This is a genomic window from Solibacillus sp. (genome assembly GCF_040273735.1).
GTDB lineage: Bacteria > Bacillota > Bacilli > Bacillales_A > Planococcaceae > Solibacillus.
Window position 1 is genome coordinate 86,220 of the sequence record NZ_JBELZM010000008.1, and the last position, 22,361, is coordinate 108,580.

The 22,361-nt window shown below is 36.7% G+C and carries 25 protein-coding genes; 14 read left to right on the forward strand and 11 right to left on the reverse strand.

The window, feature by feature from the left end; all coding sequences use genetic code 11:
- Positions 1-105 precede the first annotated feature (105 nt).
- On the reverse strand, positions 106-1,113 hold the full coding sequence (locus tag ABS917_RS09840) for a coiled-coil domain-containing protein (protein WP_350478806.1): 1,008 nt from the start codon (positions 1,111-1,113) through the stop codon (positions 106-108).
- 522 nt (positions 1,114-1,635) lie between these two features.
- Between ABS917_RS09840 and ABS917_RS09845 the strand changes: the two genes are divergently transcribed.
- The 3 genes from ABS917_RS09845 to ABS917_RS09855 all read left to right on the forward strand — a co-directional run bounded on the left by ABS917_RS09845 (position 1,636) and on the right by ABS917_RS09855 (position 3,904).
- Positions 1,636-2,535 carry an NAD(P)/FAD-dependent oxidoreductase gene (locus tag ABS917_RS09845; protein ID WP_350478807.1) on the forward strand — a complete coding sequence of 300 codons (900 nt, stop codon included), beginning with the start codon at positions 1,636-1,638 and terminating at the stop codon, positions 2,533-2,535.
- Between the two features lie 189 nt (positions 2,536-2,724).
- Positions 2,725-3,576 carry a DegV family protein gene (locus tag ABS917_RS09850; RefSeq protein ID WP_350478808.1) on the forward strand — a complete coding sequence of 284 codons (852 nt, stop codon included), beginning with the start codon at positions 2,725-2,727 and terminating at the stop codon, positions 3,574-3,576.
- A 46-nt stretch (positions 3,577-3,622) separates the two neighbouring features.
- Positions 3,623-3,904 (forward strand): potassium transporter Kef, encoded by a 282-nt coding sequence (locus ABS917_RS09855; RefSeq protein WP_350478809.1) that lies wholly within the window; start codon positions 3,623-3,625, stop codon positions 3,902-3,904.
- A gap of 63 nt (positions 3,905-3,967) precedes the next feature.
- On the opposite strand, the gene ABS917_RS09860 is transcribed toward ABS917_RS09855, so the two are convergent.
- Positions 3,968-4,702 carry a YqcI/YcgG family protein gene (locus ABS917_RS09860; protein ID WP_350478810.1) on the reverse strand — a complete coding sequence of 245 codons (735 nt, stop codon included), beginning with the start codon at positions 4,700-4,702 and terminating at the stop codon, positions 3,968-3,970.
- Positions 4,703-4,869: 167 nt separating this feature from the next.
- Here ABS917_RS09860 and ABS917_RS09865 point away from each other — a divergent pair, with 167 nt between their 5' ends.
- From ABS917_RS09865 to ABS917_RS09890, 6 genes are all read left to right on the forward strand, one after another.
- Positions 4,870-5,724, forward strand: a complete 855-nt coding sequence (locus tag ABS917_RS09865; protein ID WP_350478811.1) for a dimethylarginine dimethylaminohydrolase family protein — start codon at positions 4,870-4,872, stop codon at positions 5,722-5,724.
- A 179-nt stretch (positions 5,725-5,903) separates the two neighbouring features.
- Entirely contained in the window at positions 5,904-6,755 is an 852-nt protein-coding gene (locus ABS917_RS09870) for a DegV family protein (protein WP_350478812.1), read from the forward strand.
- 712 nt (positions 6,756-7,467) lie between these two features.
- Complete coding sequence (locus ABS917_RS09875) at positions 7,468-7,611, forward strand: hypothetical protein (protein ID WP_014822645.1); 144 nt, start codon at positions 7,468-7,470, stop codon at positions 7,609-7,611.
- 105 nt (positions 7,612-7,716) lie between these two features.
- A complete protein-coding gene (locus ABS917_RS09880; protein WP_350478813.1) occupies positions 7,717-7,938 on the forward strand; it encodes a DUF2829 domain-containing protein in 222 nt (73 codons plus the stop codon).
- Positions 7,939-7,994: 56 nt separating this feature from the next.
- A complete protein-coding gene (locus ABS917_RS09885; RefSeq protein ID WP_350478814.1) occupies positions 7,995-8,717 on the forward strand; it encodes a 3-oxoacyl-ACP reductase in 723 nt (240 codons plus the stop codon).
- A 151-nt stretch (positions 8,718-8,868) separates the two neighbouring features.
- The gene (locus ABS917_RS09890; protein ID WP_350478815.1) at positions 8,869-9,372 is read left to right on the forward strand and encodes a QueT transporter family protein; all 504 of its coding nucleotides are present in this window, start codon (positions 8,869-8,871) and stop codon (positions 9,370-9,372) included.
- Between the two features lie 76 nt (positions 9,373-9,448).
- On the opposite strand, the gene splB is transcribed toward ABS917_RS09890, so the two are convergent.
- From splB to ABS917_RS09910, 4 genes are all read right to left on the reverse strand, one after another.
- The gene (gene splB / locus ABS917_RS09895; protein WP_350478816.1) at positions 9,449-10,477 is read right to left on the reverse strand and encodes a spore photoproduct lyase; all 1,029 of its coding nucleotides are present in this window, start codon (positions 10,475-10,477) and stop codon (positions 9,449-9,451) included.
- A gap of 218 nt (positions 10,478-10,695) precedes the next feature.
- On the reverse strand, positions 10,696-11,760 hold the full coding sequence (locus ABS917_RS09900; RefSeq protein WP_350478817.1) for a polysaccharide pyruvyl transferase family protein: 1,065 nt from the start codon (positions 11,758-11,760) through the stop codon (positions 10,696-10,698).
- The gene (locus ABS917_RS09905) at positions 11,757-12,899 is read right to left on the reverse strand and encodes a glycosyltransferase (RefSeq protein WP_350478818.1); all 1,143 of its coding nucleotides are present in this window, start codon (positions 12,897-12,899) and stop codon (positions 11,757-11,759) included. The genes ABS917_RS09900 and ABS917_RS09905 overlap by 4 nt, the downstream gene beginning before the upstream one ends.
- The gene (locus tag ABS917_RS09910) at positions 12,892-13,590 is read right to left on the reverse strand and encodes a glycosyltransferase family 2 protein (protein WP_350478819.1); all 699 of its coding nucleotides are present in this window, start codon (positions 13,588-13,590) and stop codon (positions 12,892-12,894) included. Before ABS917_RS09910 ends, ABS917_RS09905 begins: the two co-directional genes overlap by 8 nt.
- Before the next feature lie 156 nt (positions 13,591-13,746).
- On the opposite strand from ABS917_RS09910, the gene ABS917_RS09915 reads away from it, so the two are divergent.
- Both ABS917_RS09915 and ABS917_RS09920 read left to right on the forward strand, forming a co-directional pair.
- A complete protein-coding gene (locus tag ABS917_RS09915) occupies positions 13,747-13,923 on the forward strand; it encodes a DUF2642 domain-containing protein (protein ID WP_350478820.1) in 177 nt (58 codons plus the stop codon).
- Between the two features lie 17 nt (positions 13,924-13,940).
- Positions 13,941-14,153 (forward strand): hypothetical protein, encoded by a 213-nt coding sequence (locus ABS917_RS09920; RefSeq protein WP_350478821.1) that lies wholly within the window; start codon positions 13,941-13,943, stop codon positions 14,151-14,153.
- A 195-nt stretch (positions 14,154-14,348) separates the two neighbouring features.
- On the opposite strand, the gene ABS917_RS09925 is transcribed toward ABS917_RS09920, so the two are convergent.
- Complete coding sequence (locus tag ABS917_RS09925; protein ID WP_350478822.1) at positions 14,349-14,486, reverse strand: hypothetical protein; 138 nt, start codon at positions 14,484-14,486, stop codon at positions 14,349-14,351.
- A gap of 89 nt (positions 14,487-14,575) precedes the next feature.
- On the reverse strand, positions 14,576-16,021 hold the full coding sequence (hpaB, locus tag ABS917_RS09930) for a 4-hydroxyphenylacetate 3-monooxygenase, oxygenase component (protein ID WP_350478823.1): 1,446 nt from the start codon (positions 16,019-16,021) through the stop codon (positions 14,576-14,578).
- A 553-nt stretch (positions 16,022-16,574) separates the two neighbouring features.
- On the opposite strand from hpaB, the gene ABS917_RS09935 reads away from it, so the two are divergent.
- Complete coding sequence (locus tag ABS917_RS09935) at positions 16,575-17,429, forward strand: malate synthase (protein WP_350478824.1); 855 nt, start codon at positions 16,575-16,577, stop codon at positions 17,427-17,429.
- Positions 17,430-17,511: 82 nt separating this feature from the next.
- On the opposite strand, the gene ABS917_RS09940 is transcribed toward ABS917_RS09935, so the two are convergent.
- Entirely contained in the window at positions 17,512-17,952 is a 441-nt protein-coding gene (locus tag ABS917_RS09940; RefSeq protein ID WP_350478825.1) for a YtoQ family protein, read from the reverse strand.
- A 164-nt stretch (positions 17,953-18,116) separates the two neighbouring features.
- Between ABS917_RS09940 and nadX the strand changes: the two genes are divergently transcribed.
- A complete protein-coding gene (nadX, locus tag ABS917_RS09945) occupies positions 18,117-18,893 on the forward strand; it encodes an aspartate dehydrogenase (protein ID WP_350478826.1) in 777 nt (258 codons plus the stop codon).
- 146 nt (positions 18,894-19,039) lie between these two features.
- Entirely contained in the window at positions 19,040-20,008 is a 969-nt protein-coding gene (locus ABS917_RS09950) for a tRNA dihydrouridine synthase (RefSeq protein ID WP_350478827.1), read from the forward strand.
- Between the two features lie 110 nt (positions 20,009-20,118).
- Here ABS917_RS09950 and ABS917_RS09955 read toward each other — a convergent pair whose 3' ends face one another.
- Both ABS917_RS09955 and ABS917_RS09960 read right to left on the reverse strand, forming a co-directional pair.
- Positions 20,119-20,877 carry an SDR family oxidoreductase gene (locus tag ABS917_RS09955; protein ID WP_350478828.1) on the reverse strand — a complete coding sequence of 253 codons (759 nt, stop codon included), beginning with the start codon at positions 20,875-20,877 and terminating at the stop codon, positions 20,119-20,121.
- A gap of 85 nt (positions 20,878-20,962) precedes the next feature.
- Positions 20,963-22,270, reverse strand: coding sequence for a GntP family permease (locus ABS917_RS09960; RefSeq protein WP_350478829.1), 1,308 nt, complete (start codon positions 22,268-22,270; stop codon positions 20,963-20,965).
- Positions 22,271-22,361 lie beyond the last annotated feature (91 nt).

Genomic DNA, 22,361 nt, shown 5'->3' on the forward strand with positions numbered 1-22,361 from the left:
TAACCAAAATAAGTTTTGGTAGTAGTTGAAGCTATAACAGATGAGCTAGTCAAGTGTGGTGTTCTTGTCATTATGTGAGAGTATATACAAGAACAATACAAACGTTTAGTCAGTTACTACTTCATCAAGAGTTGCGCCTAATTCAGAAGAGATGTCAGAAGCTTTAGGGTTACTACTGATTTCTGCTTCTACTTCTGATGCAAACTCATTCACATGGTCATTCGCTTTTGTGATTTCAGCATTTGCTTTTTCTATTAACTCATCCAAACGTTTGATCTCTCCATTACCTTTAGAAATTTCACCATCACCTTTAGTGACTTCGCCATTAGCAGTATCGATCTCGCCATTTGCCTTAACTAATTCGTTGTAGTTATACTCAGCTTCTTCGTTAGCAGCTGCAAGATCGCCTTCTAACTGAAGAATGTATTCGTCATCTAATTCTTTTTGGCTTTCTGCGTCAGCAATTACTTTTTCTAATTTCTTAATATCTTCATTCGCTTTTGCTAAATCAGCTTTTGCTGTGCCTAGCTCATTTATAGTTTTGTTCAACTCAGCTGTTTTTGCGTCAAGTTGTGCTTGCAATTCTTTCTTTTCCTCGATAGCAATTTTCAGCTTAAGGCTGATAGCCGCATACTCATTGTTAACTCGTATCAGTTCAGCTTTAGCAGCTTCCAGTTCCTTAACTGTAGAACTATTAGAAGCTTCGAGTTTAGCGTATCGCTCTTCTAGGGCCTTCATGTTGTTTCCTACTTCAGCAAGGGACTTATTCAGACCTTCGATTTCCTTGTCTCTTTTAGCAACTGTATCTTTAAGGTCAGTAATTGTACCTTCAAGATCTTTAACCTTTGTTTCTAATCCAGAAATCTTACCTTTTTGTTCTTGTATAAATGCATTTGCTTGGCCAATCTTACTGTTGGCATCAGCAACTAAGTTATTGACTTTGCCTTTTAACGCTTCTTCATTCTGTTTGAACTGTAGAATGCTCGCGCTTTGCTCGCCGATTTTTCCTTTGATTCCGTCCAGCGCACTACCGTCATAAGCTGCGATGCCTGTTGCGCCTCCTAAAATAATTGTACCTGCTAATAAAATTGCTTTGCCTGAAATAATACCCATTAAAAAACTCCTCCGATTTTAATATTTATACTACAACTAATATTAGTAGTAATAATAGTAATATACTCTTTGATGTTATGTTTTATTCCTATTTTTTGGTAAAAATTAACTATGGTTATTTATACTATTTAATAATATAGATATTTTAAGACTATTAGCATGTAAGAGATTAATTATAATTATTAAATTTACAATGTTTATTTTAAATTCATGATATCCCTATAAAAATTAAATATATATCACGTCCAATTTATGTGAGATTTAAATATAGGGAAAGCTTAGTGCTATGTGACAGAATTTATTGATTCTGAATGATAAAAATTAAGTATGGTTAATGTTCATAAGATTTGACTTATCATTTTTTAATAGGCGTTAAATATTTTTGCAATCTTTTTTATAAAGGATACTTCTGGATTTTTGGTTCAAAATATCCAAGATGGGGCATAAAGGATTATGGATGTTTTTTCTATATAAATACTGGGAATTTAAAAAAATTAGAAACAAAATGAGTAGGTGATAAAAATGGACGTATTGGATTGTATTGTAATCGGCGGAGGACCGGCTGGATTAAGTGCCAGTTTAGTTTTAGGCAGGGCTAGGAGAGAGGTTATATTATTCGATGATAAAACGAATCGCAATCGCGTGACACATGAGGCCCGTGGATTTATTACACGGGATCGGACCAATCCCCAGGAGTTTAGAGAAATAGGATTGAAAGAACTGGAGAACTATCCATCAGTATCCTACGTAAACGCAACAGTTACTGAAATAACCAAGGATAAAGAAAGGTATATTGTCAAAGCATCTAATGAGAAAGAGTATATGACGGCAAAAGTTATATTGGCTACAGGTATTCAGGAGGTTTTTTTTATACCGGGCATAAGAAACTATTACGGCAAAAGTTTATTTAGCTGTCCATACTGCGATGGTTGGGAACAGCGGGATAAGCCTTTAGTGGTCATCGCGGAAAAAGAAGAGCATGTTATGCATTTGACTAAATTAATATATAACTGGTCACAGGATTTAGTTGTTTTAACAAATGGTCTTGAACTTTCGAAAGAGGCGGTTTCACAGTTAGAAAAACGGAATATCGAAATAATAGAGGACCGGATAAAAACCTTAATTGGTAATGCCGGTTTTTTAGAAAAAATAGAATTTGAATCAGGTGAAGTGCTTCAACGATCTTTTGGTTTTGTAGCGCCAACCTATTATCGTCCGAATAAGCTTGTGGAAATGTTAGGTTGTGAAGTACATGAAAATGGAAAAGTCATAACGGACGGGGTTGGCAGAACTTCTGAGAAAAATGTCTATATCGCAGGAGAAACAGAAACAGCCCGACCGTCTTCGTTAATGATCTCGGCTGCCAGAGGAAATAAAGCCGCAGTTTCTGTAAATGTAGATCTTACTGAGGAACGTTTTTAAAATAGAAAGAAAAAATTAAGAGCAGTAAATTTACAAAACGGATTTTTGAAAAAGAATTCGTTTTTTTCTATTGAGCCTATTTAAACAGGTTATGCCAATCTAACTCCTACATATAAATATAGTAGAAGTTCATTTAATCGAAAATAATAAGTACGCAGTAATGGCTGCGTTAATTGGAAGGTGTATACGATGAGAAAGATTATTTTATCAACTGACAGTGGGGCGGATTTACCGATAGAACTGGTTGAAAAATATCAAATTCAAGTAGCTCCAATGCATATCATTATGGATGGGATAGATTATCTGGACGGGGAACTCTCTGTTGAAGAAGTTTTTGATTATTATAGTCGTAATAAGAAAATCCCCTCTACTGCAGCTACGAATGTACATGAATATCATGATTTATTTTCAAAAATAAGATCTGATTTTCCGGATAGTATTATTATTCATATTGGGTGTACATCAAAAGCATCTGTCACTTTTCAAAGCGCGGTCATTGCAGCAAAAGAATTTGACGATCTTTTCCTTATTGACTCATTAAATATAACAGGGGGGTTAGCTGCAATCGTCATGTATGCAGCCGATTTGCTTGGAAATGAACCTTCCATTGACCATATACGTTTAATAGAGAAAATAGAATCATTTGTTCCGAAAACACGGCTTGCGATTCTTCCAGGTAGTCTCGATTTTTTGAAAGCGGGTGGAAGAGTAAGCAATCTTGTTTATCTTGGGGGAGCATTGTTGAAAATAAAGCCTTGCATCGAATTAAAGGAAGGGAACCTTGTTTCAACAAGAAACTATCGCGGGAAGATGAGTATTGTAGCAGAAAAGTTTATGTGTGAATTTTTAAATGAATATAATATTGATAGAAAACTGCTATTTTTGATCTACACAATCGGTCTTGATGAAAGTATTAAAACTCGGATGGTTGAAATTGCAAGGGGCAAAGGATTTGAAAATGTGAAATGGATGCAAGCGGGAGCTGGAATATCTACACATGCTGGTCCAGGAGGAATTGGTATTGCCGGATTAGAATGTTAGCTGGCAAACGGTTGAAACGTTTCGATAATTGAGGGGTAGATACAGTATGGATAAAATTGTATGGATATCGGCACTAACTTTTGTTGTATTAATTGCATTATTAATTTATATCTATTATGTAAGCAAAGGGCTATCCAGAATGATCATGAGCCTCATAGGTATTGCAGCACTGGCATTATTAACATGGACATTGATCGATAATAAAATAATGGATTATCAGGACGCGAATATCGGGTTAGGATTGGTATTTTATTTTGTATGGATTGTTACTTTTTTTCTGTTTTTATTTGCCCTTATTATGACATTTCGTTCGAAAAGAGAGCGTTAAGCAAATAGATAAAAGAACGAATCTCACAGTGGATTCGTTCTTTTATTTATTGGAAATATAAACTCATAGCAATGATTTATGCTGGAAAGGGCATTTTCCTTGAATAGGTATAATATCGTCTCCGATAAAAGATTGTTTCCATTCGTTATGTGTCGGATCTCCAAAGTGGCCGATATCAGGATGCTTCGGAAGCTGATCCCAAACTTCCACACGTTTCCGCACTTTTTCCCTGGACATAATACCGCCTTTTTCGGTTCCCTCTAAACCTTGGAATATTTTACGCGGCTGAAAACCGAGTACCATCGCATTTCCTAAATGGCGGGTTTTGCGCTTCTTATATGCAGGAGCATTTCCAAATACAAAGATAGGCTCACCAGCGAAATGAAAATCCCACAAATAATGATCCGGGTCACGAGGACTGTTTTCCGGCCATTCTACTTTATCGACTGAATGTAAGTACTGGAGGATATCCCAAAACTGTTTACGGTAATCATCAAGTGCCCCTTCTTGTTCAAAAGGTTCAACAAATACAAAGAGACCATGCCTTTTATAATTGGGCTGTTTAAATAAATCTAAAAAACCTTCTACTGCGTGAGGTAAGTTACTCCAGTCGTCCTTTGTAACGTACGCATAGCGAAGTTCGCCTTTTAGTTCGCCGCTCATCCCAAAAAAGCAAGGGAATGTTTTATCCGTTACTGTGTTATGAAAAGTTTCATATTCTTTATAGAGCCAACTTGGCAAGTCCGTTCGATTGTGGAAATCTTCTTTTTTTAATAGTGCCTGCCCTTTCGTAATCATACAATCTCCTCCGTTAATGTTCTTCGCCTAATTCTTATTGCAAGTACATACCCCAACGAAAATTTCTTGAAACAACAGTATTCACCTTTTAATGGTCACAAATAGTTTATGAAATCGCAAAAATAGGGAATGGTATAAAGGTGAATCAAGAACTTGGAGGATGACTTATGGTAAAAACTTTTTCAAAGCAATCCCAAATAGTATGTCAAAGTGAATATGGAACTTTAAAAAAGGTTGTGTTATGCGAACCTAAATATATGGAAATTAAAGAAGTGATTAATGATGTTCAAAAAAAATATATGCAAGATAATATTGATCAAGATCTTGCGATAGCCCAGCATCGAAAGTTTGAACAAACGCTGCGTAATGCTGGTGTGGAAGTAATAAAATTACCGCCTAGTAAAGACCAACCGGAACAAGTGTTTACAAGAGATATTGGTTTTACCATTGGAAATCAGTTGTTTGTTTCAGAGATGGCAAATCCTATCCGTCAAGGTGAAGAGGAAGTACTGGCACAATGGCTGATCGACAATAAAATTCCTTATCATAATCTTTCTGTACACTCTATTGAAGGTGGCGACGTGATTATTGATGGCAAACGGGTCTTTGTCGGAATCAGTGATCGCACATGCAAAAAGGCAATTCAAAATTTACAAAAAGAACTGCCCGATTTTGAAATTCTACCAATACCGTTTAATCCGAAATATTTACATTTAGACTGTGTATTCAATATACTTTCATCAAAAGATGCGCTTATTTTTCCGGATGCATTCGCACCAAAAGTAGTCAAACTTTTGTCGAGTATGTATCACTTAATCGAAGTAAGCGAAGACGAGCAGTTTTCAATGGGGACAAATGTGCTTTCTATTGGACAGAATCGTGTGCTGAGCTTGCCGGTTAACCGTGATGTCAATTATCAAATGAGACAGCATGGCTATGAAGTGCTGGAAGTCGACTTTTCGGAAATTATTAAATCGGGCGGCTCGTTCAGATGCTGTTCGATGCCAATTGTACGCCAGTAAAATTCGTTGTCTTACTATTATCGATGCAAATTCATAATTCGTATTCGATTTTACTATATGTATTTTATACAACGCTCATTCTAAAAGTTGTGCTTCCCGCATTTCCTTTTTAGTGTATATTTAAGGTGAATACGCAAAAAAGATTGCAGCAGTGACTGCATTTTTGAAAGGAAGGTACAATGAAAAGAATTATTTTATCGACTGAGAGTGGTGCGGATTTACCGAAGGACCTGGTTGAAAAACATCAAATTCAAGTAGTACCGATGCACGTTATTATGGATGGGAAAGATTATTTGGATGGTGAGCTTTCAGTAGAAGACGTTTTTGATTTTTATGATCGAACGAAAACAATACCGTCTACAGCTGCGACGAATGTCCATGAATATCAAGATTTGTTTACAAATATTCGATTAAAGTTTCCTGAAAGCATCATCATTCACATTGGCTATACGTCAAAAGCATCTGCTTCCTTTCAAAGTGCGGTAATTGCTGCAGAAGATTTTGACAATCTCTTTCTGATTGATGCATTAAATGTAACGGGTGGATTAGGTGCAGTGGTGATGTATGCAGCTAATTTACTTGAAGAAGAGCCTGAAATTAGCCAGGAGCACTTAATTGCAAAGGTTGAATCAATCGTCCCTAAAACAAGGCTAGCCTTCCTTCCCGGAAGTTTAGACTTTTTAAAAGCAGGGGGACGGGTGAGTAATATCGCATATATCGGTGGTGCATTGCTTAAAATAAAGCCTTGCATTGAGTTAAAAGAGGGAAAGCTTGTTTCTACTAGAAAATACCGGGGCAAAATGGAAATTGTTGCAGAAAAACTTATGAGGGATTATTTAAATGAATACAATATTGACCGGAAGCAATTGTATTTAATCTACTCGATAGGACTTGATGAACAGATTAAGAAGCGTTTAGAAGAAGTCGCGAAAGAATCAGGTTTCGAAAATGTAAGGTGGATACAGGCCGGCGCGATGATTTCAACTCATGCGGGCCCAGGAGGATTTGGTATTGCAGGGATAGAATCATAAAAAAACATAAGAAAAAACCTGGAGTTTTTAATTCCAGGTTCTTTTTTGATTATCACTTTTGCTCCTCCATGACACACTGCCTCGCTTTCAGATTAAATTTTAGATTACTCCAAAAATATTCTGTTTAAGCTCATTCAGTTTTCGTTGGTCCTTTTGAGATTGATCTTTCGCACTCATCGGGTTAACCCTCCAGTCATTTTGATTTGAAGTGAAATCTTTAATAGTATAGGCAGTATTTTATTTTTTAAACGTTAATTAAGAAAAAATTTTGAAAAGTATGATGTGTTCAAGTGTACCAACCGAAGATGTCAAAAAAAAGAAAGAACCTGGAGTTTTTAATTCCAGGTTCTTTTTTGATTACCACTTGTGATCCTCCATGACACACTGCCTCGCTTTCAGATTAATTTTAGATTGCTCCAAAAATACTCTGTGTAAGCTTATTCAGTTTTTGTTGGTCCTTTTGAGATTGATCATTCGCACTCATCGGGTTAACCCTCCAGTCACTTTGATTTGAAGTGAAATCTTTAATAGTATAGGTCTTTTATTGTTTTTTATACAAAAGTTTTAAAATTTTTCCGGAAAGTAATCTGGATTCCAAGCGTTAAAAATTGTCTTGATATAAATAAATTGGTGTTCAGTTGATTACAGCATATATTCATTAATATTACGCAAAATAGATAAGAATCCAATTCATTTTCGGAGGTGAAATAAGTTGGCGAAAAAAAGTAAAACAAGCTTCACAAAGAACAAAAAGGAAAAAAAGGATACGAATCGCAGAGAAGAGTATTCAAAGGAGTTTAATCAAGTAATTCATAATAACCCGCCGCAAGAAGTTACAAAGCATAGAGGGACATAAGGATGCCATGCACCGGGATATCATTGTGATACTCGGTGCATGTGATTTCAGCAACTTATTGTTATAATATATGTAAGAAATATGAATACATAAAGGAAGATGAATATGACATTTGAAGAAATTTTGCCTCGTTTAAAAATTGGAGAGAAAATAATCCGTAAAGGCTGGGGCGGTGCTGAACTATATGTAAAATATGTGCCTGCGACTATATTGGATGGCTTGGACATGAACCCGTATTTTGTTATTAATGTAACAGGTGAAGGGTATACGATGTTTACACCGACAGTTTGTGATATTTTAGCGGATGATTGGGAAATCGTTCTATAAGTAATTTATGCTGGCTTGTTTTTATGCAAGTCAGTTCTTTTTTTGGAGGGAATACAGTGGGAAAGCATTTTGAAAATAAAGTCGCCGTCATAACGGGTGCCGCATCGGGAATCGGACGAGCACAAGCTGCTGCCTTTTTAAATGAAGGGGCTACTGTTATTGGAATAGATATTCAGAAAGCAGATTTAACGGACGACAAGTATCATCACTATGTAGGAAGTGTAACAGATCAACGGTTTATTGAGGAAACGATTGGGAAATTGGAATCAATCGATATTTTATGTAATACTGCCGGTATCCTTGATGGTTATGTACCGTCGCTTGAAACAGAAGAAGTGCTATGGGACAAAATCTTTAATGTGAATGTAAAAGGGATGTTCTTTGTAACGAATGCAGTATTAAAGAGAATGCTTAACCAAAAGCGCGGTGTTATTGTAAATATGGCATCGATTGCTGGAATGATTGCAGGTGGAGGGGGGGCAGCATATACCGCTTCCAAACATGCTGTAATCGGTTATACAAAGCAGCTTTCCTATGATTATTGTAAGAAAGGTATACGTGTTAATGGAATTGCACCGGGTGCGATTGAAACACCAATGAATGCGGCCGATTTTGAAGGTGCAGGAGAAATGGCGAAGTTAGTTGCAGAGCAAACACCTGCTGGCAGATGGGCGAAACCAGAAGAGGTTGCAAATGTTACGTTATTTTTAGCGAGCGAAGCAAGCGATTATATGCATGCAACAATTTTACCGGTCGATGGTGGATGGATGAACAAATAAGTATTGCCATTATTTAATATTTACTCCATAATGAATGGGTGCAAAATCACACTATGGCACTTTGGCAGGGTACTAGCACCCATGCTCCTTTGGTCATAGTTATCAGTAAAATAGCAACTTCAAGCTATTTTATAAAGGAGGAAATTAAATAATGGAAAATTCTGTTCCATCATCACGTGTCAACGTGCATGAAACAGCTAAAGTTGCGATCGTTGCTTCTCTTTATGTAGCAGTGACGCTTGTTTTGGCTGTCATTAGTTTCGGAGCCGTACAATTAAGGCTGTCGGAAATGTTTAACTATTTGGTGCTATTCCATAAACGTTACATAGTAGCAGTAACATTGGGTGTAGTCATTGCGAACCTCTTTTCACCGATGTGGTGGATTGATGTACCGGTAGGCGGGATTGCTACACTGATTGTATTGGTTATTTGCCGTATCGTTACAAAAAACATGAAAAATTTAGTATTAAAAATTGTTGTAACCGGTATTATTTTTACGGCATCCATGTTTACAGTTGCAGCCCAGCTGATGATCGTTTTTGATCTGCCATTTTGGCCAACGTACGGAATGGTAGCAGTGGGAGAAGCCTTTTCAATGCTAGTAGGCGGCGTCACAATTTATTTACTGCAAAAGAAAATTGATTTTACTAAATAAAAATTAAAAATCCGTTAAATATAAGAAGCAGACAGTTCAAAATTGAACTTGTCTGCTTTTAATTTTATTCGTTTGCTTACGTAAAATACTCAAGTTTGGCATTTGGAAAGAACTTTTCCATATAGCTGTAGAGCTTTTCTTTCATTTCATCTTCTTCGTTTTTTTGATAAATATACTTACTGATTCCGTATTTTCCCCACTTCACACGTCTTACAGATTCGTCCAATTTTAGCTTTGTTTTCGGATAGTTTTTATTAATCACATTTTTAGCAGCCTTTGTAAAGCGGTGCTGAATAAATTCAAATGTAATATCTTTCCGAACGTCTTGGGGGAGTTCTGCGTCAAGTCGTTCAAACATATGATAATAGCCATCCTGCCATCCTTCATGAAGGTAAATCGGTGCTACGATAAACCCAAGAGGATAACCCGCTCTCGCTACTTTGCCGGCAGCTTCAATACGCTGGGCGAGCGAGGAAGTGCCCGGTTCGAAATTTTTTATGACATAGTCCGCATTAATACTAAAACGAAATCTTGTATGACCATTATGTTTTGCATCGAGTAAATGATCAACATGATGAAATTTTGTGACAAATCGTAACCTGCCCAACTCAGTTTGACCAAAATGCTCTATCGCTTTCTTTAATGAATGTGTTAAGTGATCCAAACCTACAATATCTGAAGTGCAGGCAGCTTCAAACCTTGTGATTTCAGGGGCACGTTCTTCAATATATTGATCCGCTGCTTCAAATATTTCCTCGACATTCACATATGTGCGAATGTACGGTTTGCTTCCCATTGTTGTTTGCAAATAACAATAATGACAGTGACCCATACACCCTGTAGCAAGCGGAATAGCATATTCAGCGGATGGCTTGGACGTATCGAACTTCAAAGTTTTGCGAATACCAACGACAAGTGTAGATTTTGCGATTCGATACTTTTGCAATTCATTGTCTCCGGGGAAGTTTCGTATTTGGTTATGCGAGGTTGTATAACGTATCTCAATGCCTAACGCTTCAAATTTTTCTTTTAGTTCTTTGCCGAGCGGATAGTCCAATGCTTTCGGTTCAAAATAAACAAGCTGCGGCATGAAAGGTTTATTCATGTTTTTGCACAACACCTTCCTTTTATATTTGCTTTAGTTTGTCTTAAGGAAGAAGCATTTATAAGGTGGTAATTATTGCAGTATCAAGCTTATTTAATTACTTTCATATGTAATTTTCTCAAAAAAAAAGACTCCTTAAAGTTTGCTAATCAGCCTTGAACCAACCAGTATCCTAAATCAGAGTTGTAGGAAAGAGGAGTCTTGTTAAATGTGTAAAGTTAAAAGTGATGATTGGTGAATGGCGATTCTAAAAGTGGTGTGCATGTTTGTTGGATTGTATTGTATTGCTTAACTGGCATTAACTCATTTTTCTCAATCATCACTATACGATCTAACAGGTCATCCGTTAATTGCTTTGAACTTGTAGAAACGACTAAATTCAGTAGCCCGAGCAGTGCTGCAAAATCAAAAACTTTGAAGCGGTAGCCTAGCGGAATCGCAGGTATACCTGCAGACATAGACAGTAAATTGGCATGGAGTTTAAAGTTTATCGTTGCTGTACAAGTTGATAATTTATTAATCATTTGCTGCTCAGTATAAAGGTTTTTGTCTAACTGTACATTTTCTCTGTCACCGATTTTGTTATAAAGTCTTTCGCAATGAGATATATCATCTGACCACATCGTGTAAATCAGTATTTTATAACCCTTGTCAATTAGCTTTTTCACTGCCACTACTAATTGGTCTTCTACTGAACTTTCATTTGCCCCGTATAAACGATTAAATGTTGTTCCCCAGTTGATCCCTATTATTTTTTCTTGAATATGAGGCTTTATTTCATCTTTATTTTGTAATAATAAAGCAGGATCGCCAATTATTTTAACCTTTTCCGATTTTTCTTTCCCAACCATAATTTCGATCGCTTTTTTTGTTAAAGGACCTCGGACACCTACAAAAAGCGCATGCTCCAAAACTTCTTCCAGTACAGCAATATCTTTTTGCTTAAAGTTTTGATCTAAAGAAGTCAGTTGATCATTTATTAATGAATTTAGATTTGGCTCTTCAATCCAATCTAACCCGGATCCCCATATGAGGACTGATTTTCCTTTATGAATAGCATTTTGAAGAATTTGAAGGTAGCCCGGCAATAATAATGAGCCTCCACCTAATACAACTGTATCAAACTCGTCAAGATTTTTTAAATCAGTTCCGGGCATTGACGGTTTAACAATGAATTTATCTTTATCCAAGTATTTGGTACATGTGTCTCTGAAAATATGCCATAACAGTTCATCACCCAAATTATTAAATCCGATCCAGCCTATATATAAAATTTTTTTCACTTTTTCATCCCACCTTTTATCGTATCGGAATATACTTTCAATGTTTCTTTTACTACATTATTGATGTTAAACAGTTCTTCGGCTTTTTCTCTTGCTGTAATCCCGTTTAGCTTCAAACGATTTTGATCCATCATGATTTTCTTCAAATCGTCCCGTAATAAATGTCTGCTGCAAGTTGCTTTTGATCCGTGATCTCCAAAGTAATGACTCCATGCATCTTCGAAATTGTCCATATCTACAATCCCGAAATAACCATGGTTGCCGACTGCAACAACTTGCCTTTCTGAAGCCATGGCCTCTAAAGCTACACGGCCTGTGCCTACAACACAATCTGCTGCTGAATAATAGGGGGGCATATTTTTTTGCTCTCCTACTATGTGGATAAAAGCCTCGGCACACATTTCTTCAATCATGCGAGCTAATGATTTTATCTCGCTCAATTTATTACCGTCACCTACAATAATGACATGAAGATTAGGGATAGTATTTAATTTGAGATCTTTGCAAGCTCTTAAAAAAATAGAACAAACTTGTGCTTTTGCCCATGTGATTCTGCTGGCATAGAGAAGAACGGGAGCATCTTTAGGTATTTTCAGTTCATTTCTGATATCTTTTACAGGGGAATTTCCTGGATAATCCTCCAAGTTGATTCCGTTTGGTATTAAATAGGGGTGTTCTATAGAAAATGTGTTTATATAATTGCATAAAGGAGGGCTTACACAGATGACCGCATCGGATAATTTAAGGAGTTCTTGTATTTCATGATTAGGATAATATGTTCCGTGTATTGTGATGATGGTAGGGATATTTCTATTTTCGGCCGCTTTTCCAGCTATATATCCGGAAGGTGTCTGATGAATATGAACATGGGTAATATTTTCGTTTTCGATGATTTTCTCAATTTCTTTTACTAACGCCATTTCATGACTTTTTTCCAAAGAGATTGTTTTTGGAAACTCGATTGAATAAATAGGACAATTCAATGCTTCAAATGCATCAACTAAACTACCGGTTTTATTTGCTGCAATCGCCACAAAAACATTATTTTTAATCAGTTCTTTTGCCAAGCCTAATACATGGGTTTCGGTTCCCCCTATATATAAAGCATCAACTACTAGTAAAATCCTTTCGTCAGCCACTCTTATCACCTCCATAAAAAGTTTTGGAACGTTGTTGATCATGTTTCCGATAGTAATATAGAATATCCTTCAGATTCTCTATTTTTAATTTTCCATTCAAAAATTTTACGATGAATTCATAATCTTCTGCTCCGACAATTCTTCGAGTCGGGCCACCAAGCAGATCAAAAACCTTTCCGCGAAATAAAATTGTTCCATGACAGACACAGTGACCGCCTGCTTCGTAACATTTCCGTATAGACTCGCCATATTTCAACCAGTCGGCCGTTTTACCGAGCACTTCCAAGTTTCCATCATGAAATACTTGGTAATTTGATCCGACTAAATCGTAATCTGGATTGTTTAACAAAAAATCTACTTGTTTTTCAAAACGCAGAGGGTGCGAAATATCATCTGCATCATTAACTGCAATATACTCGCCGGAACTCATAAAGTAGCCGATTGTTAGGGCCCCGGCAAAGCCTGTATTTACAGGTAGATTACATACAATAACCGAAAAATCAGGTTTTGTATTTTCCAACCAGTCTTCAACTATTTTGGTTGTATTGTCAGTTGAGGCATCATTAATTAGAATGACCTCCATTTTATTGTATTTTTGTGACTTAAGACCGTCTAGGCAATCTACTATAAATGGCGCGGCATTATAGCATGGAATAACTACACTAACTAATCCTTCTTGTCTTTCCTTCATAGCACTCACCTCAGTATTATAATATGAATCTTATTTCACAAAAATTGTGCGGCATACTTATTTTTTTTTGTGAATCTTGAAAAATAGAATTTTTACCCAAACAAGTTTCTCCGGAAAACATATCCTTTTAACATAACATCATAAAGGGGGGTAAATATGTGGCAATTACGTAATATTCTCGTACCTTTAAAAGGGTCGAGGCTCACAGTTGCAACGGAATATGCAAAAGTCACGGGTACTTTATTAGAAGTAAACTTTGACTATATAACAATTACTTCTAACTCTAACTTACTGTATATACCGTTAACGGGCATTAAAAATATAGCTTACTAAAAAAGGAGGGGATTAGATTGAATGGCTTATTGTATATTCAGCTTTTGAGGTTATTAAACCAGGAAATAACAGTTGCAGTTGGTGAGGAACTTATTACCGGAACACTGGAATCGGTAAATCAAGAGTTCTTGACTTTAACAGAATCTACAGATACGTACGAACGAGAAAGTACAACAAGAATTATCGTTTTAGAGCAAATCAGTTATATACAAGTACCGATGTTTGGATAAGCGCGTAAATTCTGAGGTAATGGATAAAGTAAACGATGAAGGAAAATACAATCAAAATTAGGACAAGCACCCTAAAAGGGATGGCTTTAAAACACAAAAAATATCACTTTTTTCCTTAGAGAAAAGTGATATTTTTTATAATAAATTGTATTTACATTGGGAAGCAATCATTTTATTAACAGTTAGGTGAATTATTCAAAGAGATCTGCCGCCTTCATTTTCCCAGCGGTTCATATCGCTGCTTTCATCGATAGCATTGGGATTGATATCTTCGTCAAATGGATGGGGATTTGTACATGCTACAATAGAGCTTACCCTTTTCAGCAATGTCATTTTAATATCATCCTTTTTGATTATCGTTCTACTCTAGTATATGCGGGAATGAAAGATTTAGTTCGATAATTTGTGAGTCGTCAACCTCCTTACTTTTCCCGATTGAGGAAAGTATGGATGGATTCCACAAATTCTTTTTTAGGATAAGTGAAATATAATTCGCTCGCTAACCGAACTGTATCACCGAAGAAGAAACGTTCATATTGTGTTTGCCTCGTACCAAATGAACTCATCGTTAAATCCCAAGCTAACCTGAATATTTCCACTCGTTCTTCAGCAGGTTTAGTTGCGGCTTGAAGATATTGATCTAAATCGCCTCTTATTGAAGAGTGAAATGCCTTTTCTGTTGGTAGTGTAATCATTCCGCTTGCACCAATAAGCTGAATGATTTCAGTGAGCCGTGGATAAATTTTCGAAAATGTATAACCGGCAACTTTCAATGGGAAAATTGCAGGCCGTAAATAGCCAAATTCATCAAGTGCGGCATCATTCTCCGATTTATCCAACAGTGCTTTCATTGTTTCCAGTCCCACAATAATTTCCGACATCTTTTCATGGATGTGCTGATATTCATAAACTTTGATCGTTTCGATGAGGAGTTCGGCAATTCCTAAAATAAATTCCGTTTTCACAATTTGTCTAATTAGAACTTGAGACTTGGCAAAATGATTAAAAGCACTCTTAATAAGGAATTTTTCTGCTACCTCGACATTGTTGTGAAAAAATACACGTTCCCATGGTACTAACACATTGTCAAAAACGACGATGGAATCCATTTCTTCATATTTTGAGCTTAAAGGATGATCAAATGAAGAATCTCCGCCTATAAAGGAATCTCTGCAAATAAATTTTAATCCTTTCGTATTCGATGGGACAGCAAAAGAAAAAGTTTCATCTTCACCGAATACAAGTTTACCGACATTAAATACAAACACTTCATCGGTTAAACCGCCTTGTGTCGCTAAAAGACGTGCGCCCTTTATAATGAGACCATCTTCAGTCTCTGCGATAACCTTTGCAGAAATAGGTTCATTCGTATTTTCAATATAACTTTGAGAACGATTAACTTGAGGAGTAATAAATGTATGTGTAAGTGATAAATCATTTTCTCTCACCAATTCAAAAAATGCCCGGAGATTGTCTGGGTAACAGTTTTCTTGGCCTTCAAGCAGTGCTGCAGATGAGGTGAAACCCATTAAAACGGAATTCAAATAGTCGGGACTTCTTCCTAGAATTCCATGCGTATGTTTAGCCCAATGCTCCATCATTTTTCGCCTTTTTATTAAACCCTCTTTCGTTTTAGGCATCAAATATGAAAGGCCTACACGTTTTCCTGAAAGGGGGGATACAAAAGTCATTTCATCTATTCTTTTAGGATCATGCTGTAAATCATAGAGGGAAGCTTTTGTCTGAATAAGCCCTTTAAATACGGGATGTTCAGATAACAGCCCTTCCACTTTTTCTCCGTCCAGCCATATTTCATTATTTAACGCATTTAATCGGTTAATATAACTTTCACCATTAATTGCACCCATTCATCCACTCCTTAAGTTTCATAATCGACGTCCAGCTATTTACTTACTTATATGCAAATATAGGCTTGAACTAAAACAAGGCATGTTTATATATACGCAACATATGTAAAGACCGGCAGTAAAGTGCTTCATAACGTGTAAATTTCTGAAAGGAAGCTTAAAATTACTGCCATACTAATTTCATGGAGAAGTGAAAAAGCATCCGCTTCAGACGTGTATTTACACGCCTAAAACGGATGCCTACTATAATTTTAAGGGATAAATATTTTAGTTGACTTAGAGCAAAATTTCATTTTACCTAACGCAAAATAAATTGTCAATAAAATTTTTGTAATTTCTATAAAAAAATGTTATAATAGTCTTACAATTGTTTTCGGTGCGTATTATGTATTCTTTGTACTTTTTTATTCACTATTAAAGGATACGTTTATATGTACTTTTTTTATTCACGAGAGCAAAAATTTTAACAGTTGTCTAAGCTCTAAACGGAGTTAATTGTTGACTGGAGATTGAACGTAACTGTGTTTTTTATTTTACAAGGAGGATTTAAATAATGAATCTAATCAATAAAAAGGTTACACATAAGCATTTCGGAATGGGTAGTATCGTTAAACAGAATGAATCAAGTATTGAAATACATTTTGCATCGGAAAGTAAAAAATTCGTTTTCCCTGATGTATTTGGAAAGCACTTAGTTCTTCACGATAAAGATGATGTTCAAACATTAGAAAAAATCATTCAGAAAAAAGAACTTGAGCGAAGAGAAGAAGAGTGGCAAAAAGAAGAGAAATTAAAACTCCAGCGTAAAAATCAGGAACTTCGATTAATACATGAAAAACATATGAAAAACTTCAAACTTCACCCTGAATCACAATTAGTTTTTTGGTGTGACACTGAAGAACAGAAAACAGCTTTTTCAGATTGGAAGGTTTTTTCAGGATTAACGAAAAGCGGTGTAAATAAAGGGAAGCCTGTTAAACCAATCCGCCTTCACTTAAACAGTGCTGTCTTGTTAACGGCCGTAGATGAGAATTCGTCTGAAAAAGACCGACGCATTTTAGGTATGTATATGGTAGAGGAGAATTTTATCGGGAAACTGAGTGAAGATGGATATATTCCGGCGCATTCAAAATACCGAATTGAACTGACAGAACAGGAAGCAGAGCAAATGCTGTTCTGGAACTATTATGTAAACGAAAAGTTCACTCACAAAATGACATGGAATACGGGTAAACATCGCTACTTTGACAATGTATGGATGGCTCAAATTTTACGTGATATTATCACCCTGAAAACGGACCCGCAGGAAAAAGAGCTGGCTCAGCAATTCTTTACACATTTCTGTAAAATGAATGAAATCACGGCGCAAGAATTACCACAGCCAAATGGTGCTTTGAAGCGTATTTAATTGTATAAATATTTATAAAAAAGAACGAATTCCAAGGAATCCGTTCTTTTTTGCCGTATCAACAACTGCTGCATAGGATGCTTTAATCAAATATATAGCGGATTACTTCAATTGCCTGATCTACAGTCTCCACTGTTACATTTGCTTTATTGGATAGCTCTTTTAAAGGATGAATTAATGATTCGGGACGGATAATGATCGTCGGTTTATTCATTGCAATCGCTGTACTTACATCCATTGCAGTATTCCATTGTTTATACTTTTCACCGAATAATGCAATGACGATATCCGCTTTCTGCATTAATACCTGTGTCCGGAAATTATTAATATCAGAAGCAGCATTGTCCTTATAATATGCTGATGGCTGGATGCCTAAAATTTCCTCGCCAATATTGTCTGAACGGTCATGGTCTGTCTGTGGTGATACAAAGTGTAAGGGAAGATTTTTTTCTTTCGCCTTATGTGCAACTTCTTTCCGCCAACTATCATGAATTTGACCTGCTAAATAAACTGTTAGTTCCATACGAATGCCTCCTTTAATTTTTGCTTTATATCCATACTAACGAACTCACCTATATAATTGAAGTAAATCCTCTGATGAAGAATGGGAGAATGCATTGCTGAAATTATGATATGGTTGTAGAAGAGTGCAGTAGAAAATAATGAACGATTTATAGGAGGTATACAATGAAAGTCGGTTTAATAGGCGCGGGTGCAATTGCTCATTTTCTTTTGGAAGAAATAAATGAAAAGCAGCAAGAAAACTTGCGCATTACAAGCGTCTTTGTGAGGGATAGGGAAAAGCATCAAATGCTAGAATCCAATTATGGTGTAAAGTTGTACACGGAAATAGATGCATTTTTAGATTCAGAAATTGATATAGTTGTGGAGGCCGCAAATATTGAAGCGGTTCATACATTGCTACCTTCAGCAATCAGGAAAAAGGATGTTGTCGTGATTAGTATTGGTGCATTAGTGGATGAAGAGCTGTTGACAGAGCTGAATCACTTGGCGAATGCATACAACAGGAGACTTTACTTGCCATCAGGTGCAGTCGGTGGATTGGATTTACTGCAAAATGCACATGCGCTTGGTACAGTTACATCCGTTAGCCTAACGACACGCAAACCGGCAAGCTCGTTAGTTGAGGAAACAATCGAAGAAGCGAAAGTAATATTTGAAGGGAATGCGACAGAAGCAATTAGCAGTTACCCGAAAAATATGAATGTGTCGATTGTACTGGCATTGGCGAGTATTGGGTTTGACGAAACAAAAGTAACATTAGTGGCCGACCCGAAAATTGATAAAAATATTCACCAAATTGAAGTGACGGGGGATTTTGGAGAGGCAACATTTACTATTATCAATAATCCGCTTCCGGCAAATCCGAAAACGAGTTATTTAGCAGCGATGAGTATTTTAGGAACGCTAAAAAGGATTAACAGGAAGCTGCTTATCGGTTAATGGAACAAAAAATTATTCTATTTATTAAAAGACATCTTTTTAAATCATCTGCTTTTACTTTTCTGCACAATTTACGCTAATATTGTTAGAGGAAATTTAATAGCAAAAAGCTGATTGTTTGTAATGAGAGGAATTGAACTTAACATATGAAAGAGAATTTTTGGCAGGAGCTACCGAAACCATTTTTTGTACTCGCGCCGATGGAAGATGTAACTGATTTAGTATTTCGGCATGTAGTGGCTGAAGCAGGAAGACCCGATGTATTTTTTACGGAATTTACTAACTCAGAAAGTTACTGTCATCCTGATGGGATCAAAAGTGTCCGTGGTCGTTTAGCATTTACAGAAGATGAACAGCCGATTGTTGCACATATTTGGGGAGACAATCCCGAGAACTTCCGCAAGATGAGCATTGGTATGGCGGAATTGGGCTTTAAGGGAATTGATATTAATATGGGGTGCCCGGTACCGAATGTTGCAGGCCGAGGAAAAGGCAGCGGTCTGATTTTACGTCCGGAAGTAGCAGCAGAGTTAATCGAAGCTGCTAAAGCAGGCGGTTTGCCAGTCAGCGTGAAAACACGACTTGGTTATAAAGAAATAGACGAGTGGAAAGAGTGGCTTACTCATATTTTAAAACAGGATATTGCAAACCTTTCCATACATTTACGTACACGAAAAGAAATGAGTGCTGTCGATGCACATTGGGAGCTAATCCCGGAAATTAAAGCGTTGCGTGATGAAATCGCTCCAAATACACTATTAACAATTAACGGTGATATTCCAGACCGTCAAGTTGGTTTAGAGCTTGCAGAAAAGTACGGAATAGACGGAGTAATGATTGGACGCGGTATTTTCAAAAATCCGTTCGCTTTTGAAAAGGAGCCAAAGGAGCACAGTCCTGAGGAATATCTTGACCTTCTGAAACTACAGCTTGATCTGCAGGATAAATATGCCGAAGAACTTCCTCGTTCAATGTCAGGACTTCACCGCTTTTTCAAAATTTATGTAAAAGGGTTCCGAGGTGCCGGTGAACTGAGAAACCAGTTAATGAATACAAAATCTACCGACGAAGTACGTGCATTGCTTAATAGCTTTAATTTAAATAAAGAAGAATAAAAATAGGCATAATTCCGATAAATGGAATTATGCCTTTTTGTATTAATAAGGGATTTTGAATGGCAGGAAAAAGGTATGTTTGATGTTTGTTATTTAAAGCTTAGATGGGCTTACATACCACCAGTTACTGGGATAGATTCACCAGTAATTGCTCCGGCACCTTCAGAAGCAAGGAAAACTGCCGTTTTACCGATTTCTGATGGCTCAAGTAAACGTTTGATCCATTGTTTACCTAAGATGTGGTGTGCTACTGCTTCTTCTTCAGTAGTGCCGTCTTTCTCAGCTAAAATTGGAATTTGTTTTTCGATTAATTCAGTGCGAACTGGACCTGGCTCGATACAGTTAACAGTAATTCCGTTTGTAGCGTTTTCTAATGCTACTACTTTTGAGAAACCAGTTTGTCCTGCTTTAGCAGCACAGTAAGCTGATTTGTATGCATCAGGAATACGTCCGTGAGCAGATACGATGTTAATGATACGACCGAAGTTTTGAGCTTGCATTGATTTTAATGAGTGTTTTGTCATTAAGAATGTACCTTTTAAAATAACATCATTTAAGAGATCCCATTTTTCTACAGGGAAATCTTCTGTTTTACAGATGAATTGTAAACCAGCGTTGTTTACAACGACATCTACTGATCCGCGCTCGGCAATTACAGCGTCAATACCAGTTTTAACTGAAGTTTCATCGGCAACATTTACTTTGTACCCTTTTGCATTTCCTAATTTTTCAGCAGCGGCAACTGCGGCTGCTTCATTTAAATCGAAAATAGCTACATAGTCACCGTTTGCGATGAATTCTTCCGCGATTGCATAGCCGATACCTTGAGCGGCACCTGTAATAACTACTGTACGATTTGTTGTTTTCATTATATAGACCTCCAAAAGTGATTGATTAAAGTGATTGATTATTGGAGAAGGACTCTCATCTCCTCCAATGTCTTCAACTTCTTGATTAATACATGAAAATACCGATTAAAACTGCAGCAATTAATGCTAAAAGGTTTGGTACTGTCATGGTGATGAACGAGTATTTGAAAGCTTGTTCATGTGTTAGCTTCGTTAATGCAAATGTTGATAAAATAGCTCCTGAGTGAGGTAGGCCGGTGAATACAGCCGAACTGATTGCAGAAACACGGTGCATGGCATCCGGGTTTATTCCCATTTCCAAATAAGGGTTTGCAAATGCTTCCATTGTAATCCCTAAACCGCCTGAAGCTGAACCTGTAATCGCACCTAATGCAGCTGATGCAATTGTTAAACTGATCAACGGATCACCAGGAATGTTCAAAATGAAATCCGAAATTGCCTGGAAACCTGGTGCTAGTGTAATGACTACACCAAAACCTACTGATGCTGAAGTAAAGAAGATTGGTGTAATCGCACCGTTAGCACCTAGGCTGACTGCTTGCTTATGTGATGGCATATATCGATGAAAAGCGATTGCTGAAACGATGACGCCGCTAGCTAAGCCGATAAGTACAATATTTGGCACATTCAGCGCACTACCTGCAAAGATAATTACGATTAAAACTAAAATAGGTAGAATACTTAGGAAGAATGAAGGGATATCTCCTTTAAGTGCCAGTTCTTGAGCATCTTCTTCTGCTACGAATTTTTCGTTTTTAGCTAAACTTTTGTTTAGTGCATAACGCATATAGAAAATACCTGTGACAATTGCAATGATTGTAGCGATCACACCCATTAAAGGAGCCGCTGTAACCGTGGTCCCTAAATAATTTGTAGGTACAACGTTCTGAATTGATGGTGTACCTGGCAACATTGTCATTGTGAAAGTCCCGATCCCTAAAAATACTGGAATGACGATTAAGTTCCATGCAATATTTAACTGTTTAAATAATGGTTTTGCCAATGGAACAATTACGAATAATACTACGAATAAACTAATACCCCCGAAAGTTAAAATAGCGCTAATTAAGAAAATTGCTACTAAAACTGGGAATGGTTTATCTGTACCTGTGATTGATAAAACTTTTTGTGCAATTGCTTGTGCTGCACCACTTTTTTCGATGTACTGAGCTAAAATTGATCCAAGTAAAAAGATGGCAAAGAAATTAACGATAAATCCTGTAAGCCCTGTCATAAATGATGCTTCAGTACCGACAAGCGACGGGAAGAAATCCATGCCGTTTGTAAGGATTACGATAATCGAAGCAATTGGCGCTATAAATACAATGCTGAAACCTTTCATTGCTAAAAAGACAATGAATATGATTGCAACAATAATTCCGAAAGTACCCATGAAATATGTCCTCCTAAGTTGTGTTGGGGTAATGTCAAGTGAATAATTTGAAACATTAACTATATTATGTCTGGAATTTGTCGGGGTTTGA

Excerpts from the sequence above, each read along its gene's own strand:
- ABS917_RS09850 (WP_350478808.1), top strand. The coding sequence starts at position 2,725 with ATGAGAAAGATTATTTTATCAACTGACAGTGGGGCGGATTTACCGATA.
- ABS917_RS09880 (WP_350478813.1), top strand. The coding sequence starts at position 7,717 with ATGACATTTGAAGAAATTTTGCCTCGTTTAAAAATTGGAGAGAAAATA.
- ABS917_RS09865 (WP_350478811.1), top strand. The coding sequence starts at position 4,870 with ATGGTAAAAACTTTTTCAAAGCAATCCCAAATAGTATGTCAAAGTGAA.
- ABS917_RS09855 (WP_350478809.1), top strand. The coding sequence starts at position 3,623 with ATGGATAAAATTGTATGGATATCGGCACTAACTTTTGTTGTATTAATT.
- ABS917_RS09845 (WP_350478807.1), top strand. The coding sequence starts at position 1,636 with ATGGACGTATTGGATTGTATTGTAATCGGCGGAGGACCGGCTGGATTA.
- ABS917_RS09915 (WP_350478820.1), top strand. The coding sequence starts at position 13,747 with ATGTGGCAATTACGTAATATTCTCGTACCTTTAAAAGGGTCGAGGCTC.
- ABS917_RS09910 (WP_350478819.1), bottom strand. The coding sequence starts at position 13,590 with ATGAAGGAAAGACAAGAAGGATTAGTTAGTGTAGTTATTCCATGCTAT.
- ABS917_RS09940 (WP_350478825.1), bottom strand. The coding sequence starts at position 17,952 with ATGGAACTAACAGTTTATTTAGCAGGTCAAATTCATGATAGTTGGCGG.
- ABS917_RS09925 (WP_350478822.1), bottom strand. The coding sequence starts at position 14,486 with ATGACATTGCTGAAAAGGGTAAGCTCTATTGTAGCATGTACAAATCCC.
- ABS917_RS09950 (WP_350478827.1), top strand. The coding sequence starts at position 19,040 with ATGAAAGAGAATTTTTGGCAGGAGCTACCGAAACCATTTTTTGTACTC.
- ABS917_RS09960 (WP_350478829.1), bottom strand. The coding sequence starts at position 22,270 with ATGGGTACTTTCGGAATTATTGTTGCAATCATATTCATTGTCTTTTTA.
- ABS917_RS09840 (WP_350478806.1), bottom strand. The coding sequence starts at position 1,113 with ATGGGTATTATTTCAGGCAAAGCAATTTTATTAGCAGGTACAATTATT.
- nadX (WP_350478826.1), top strand. The coding sequence starts at position 18,117 with ATGAAAGTCGGTTTAATAGGCGCGGGTGCAATTGCTCATTTTCTTTTG.
- ABS917_RS09870 (WP_350478812.1), top strand. The coding sequence starts at position 5,904 with ATGAAAAGAATTATTTTATCGACTGAGAGTGGTGCGGATTTACCGAAG.
- ABS917_RS09890 (WP_350478815.1), top strand. The coding sequence starts at position 8,869 with ATGGAAAATTCTGTTCCATCATCACGTGTCAACGTGCATGAAACAGCT.
- hpaB (WP_350478823.1), bottom strand. The coding sequence starts at position 16,021 with ATGGGTGCAATTAATGGTGAAAGTTATATTAACCGATTAAATGCGTTA.
- ABS917_RS09860 (WP_350478810.1), bottom strand. The coding sequence starts at position 4,702 with ATGATTACGAAAGGGCAGGCACTATTAAAAAAAGAAGATTTCCACAAT.
- ABS917_RS09955 (WP_350478828.1), bottom strand. The coding sequence starts at position 20,877 with ATGAAAACAACAAATCGTACAGTAGTTATTACAGGTGCCGCTCAAGGT.
- ABS917_RS09935 (WP_350478824.1), top strand. The coding sequence starts at position 16,575 with ATGAATCTAATCAATAAAAAGGTTACACATAAGCATTTCGGAATGGGT.
- splB (WP_350478816.1), bottom strand. The coding sequence starts at position 10,477 with ATGAATAAACCTTTCATGCCGCAGCTTGTTTATTTTGAACCGAAAGCA.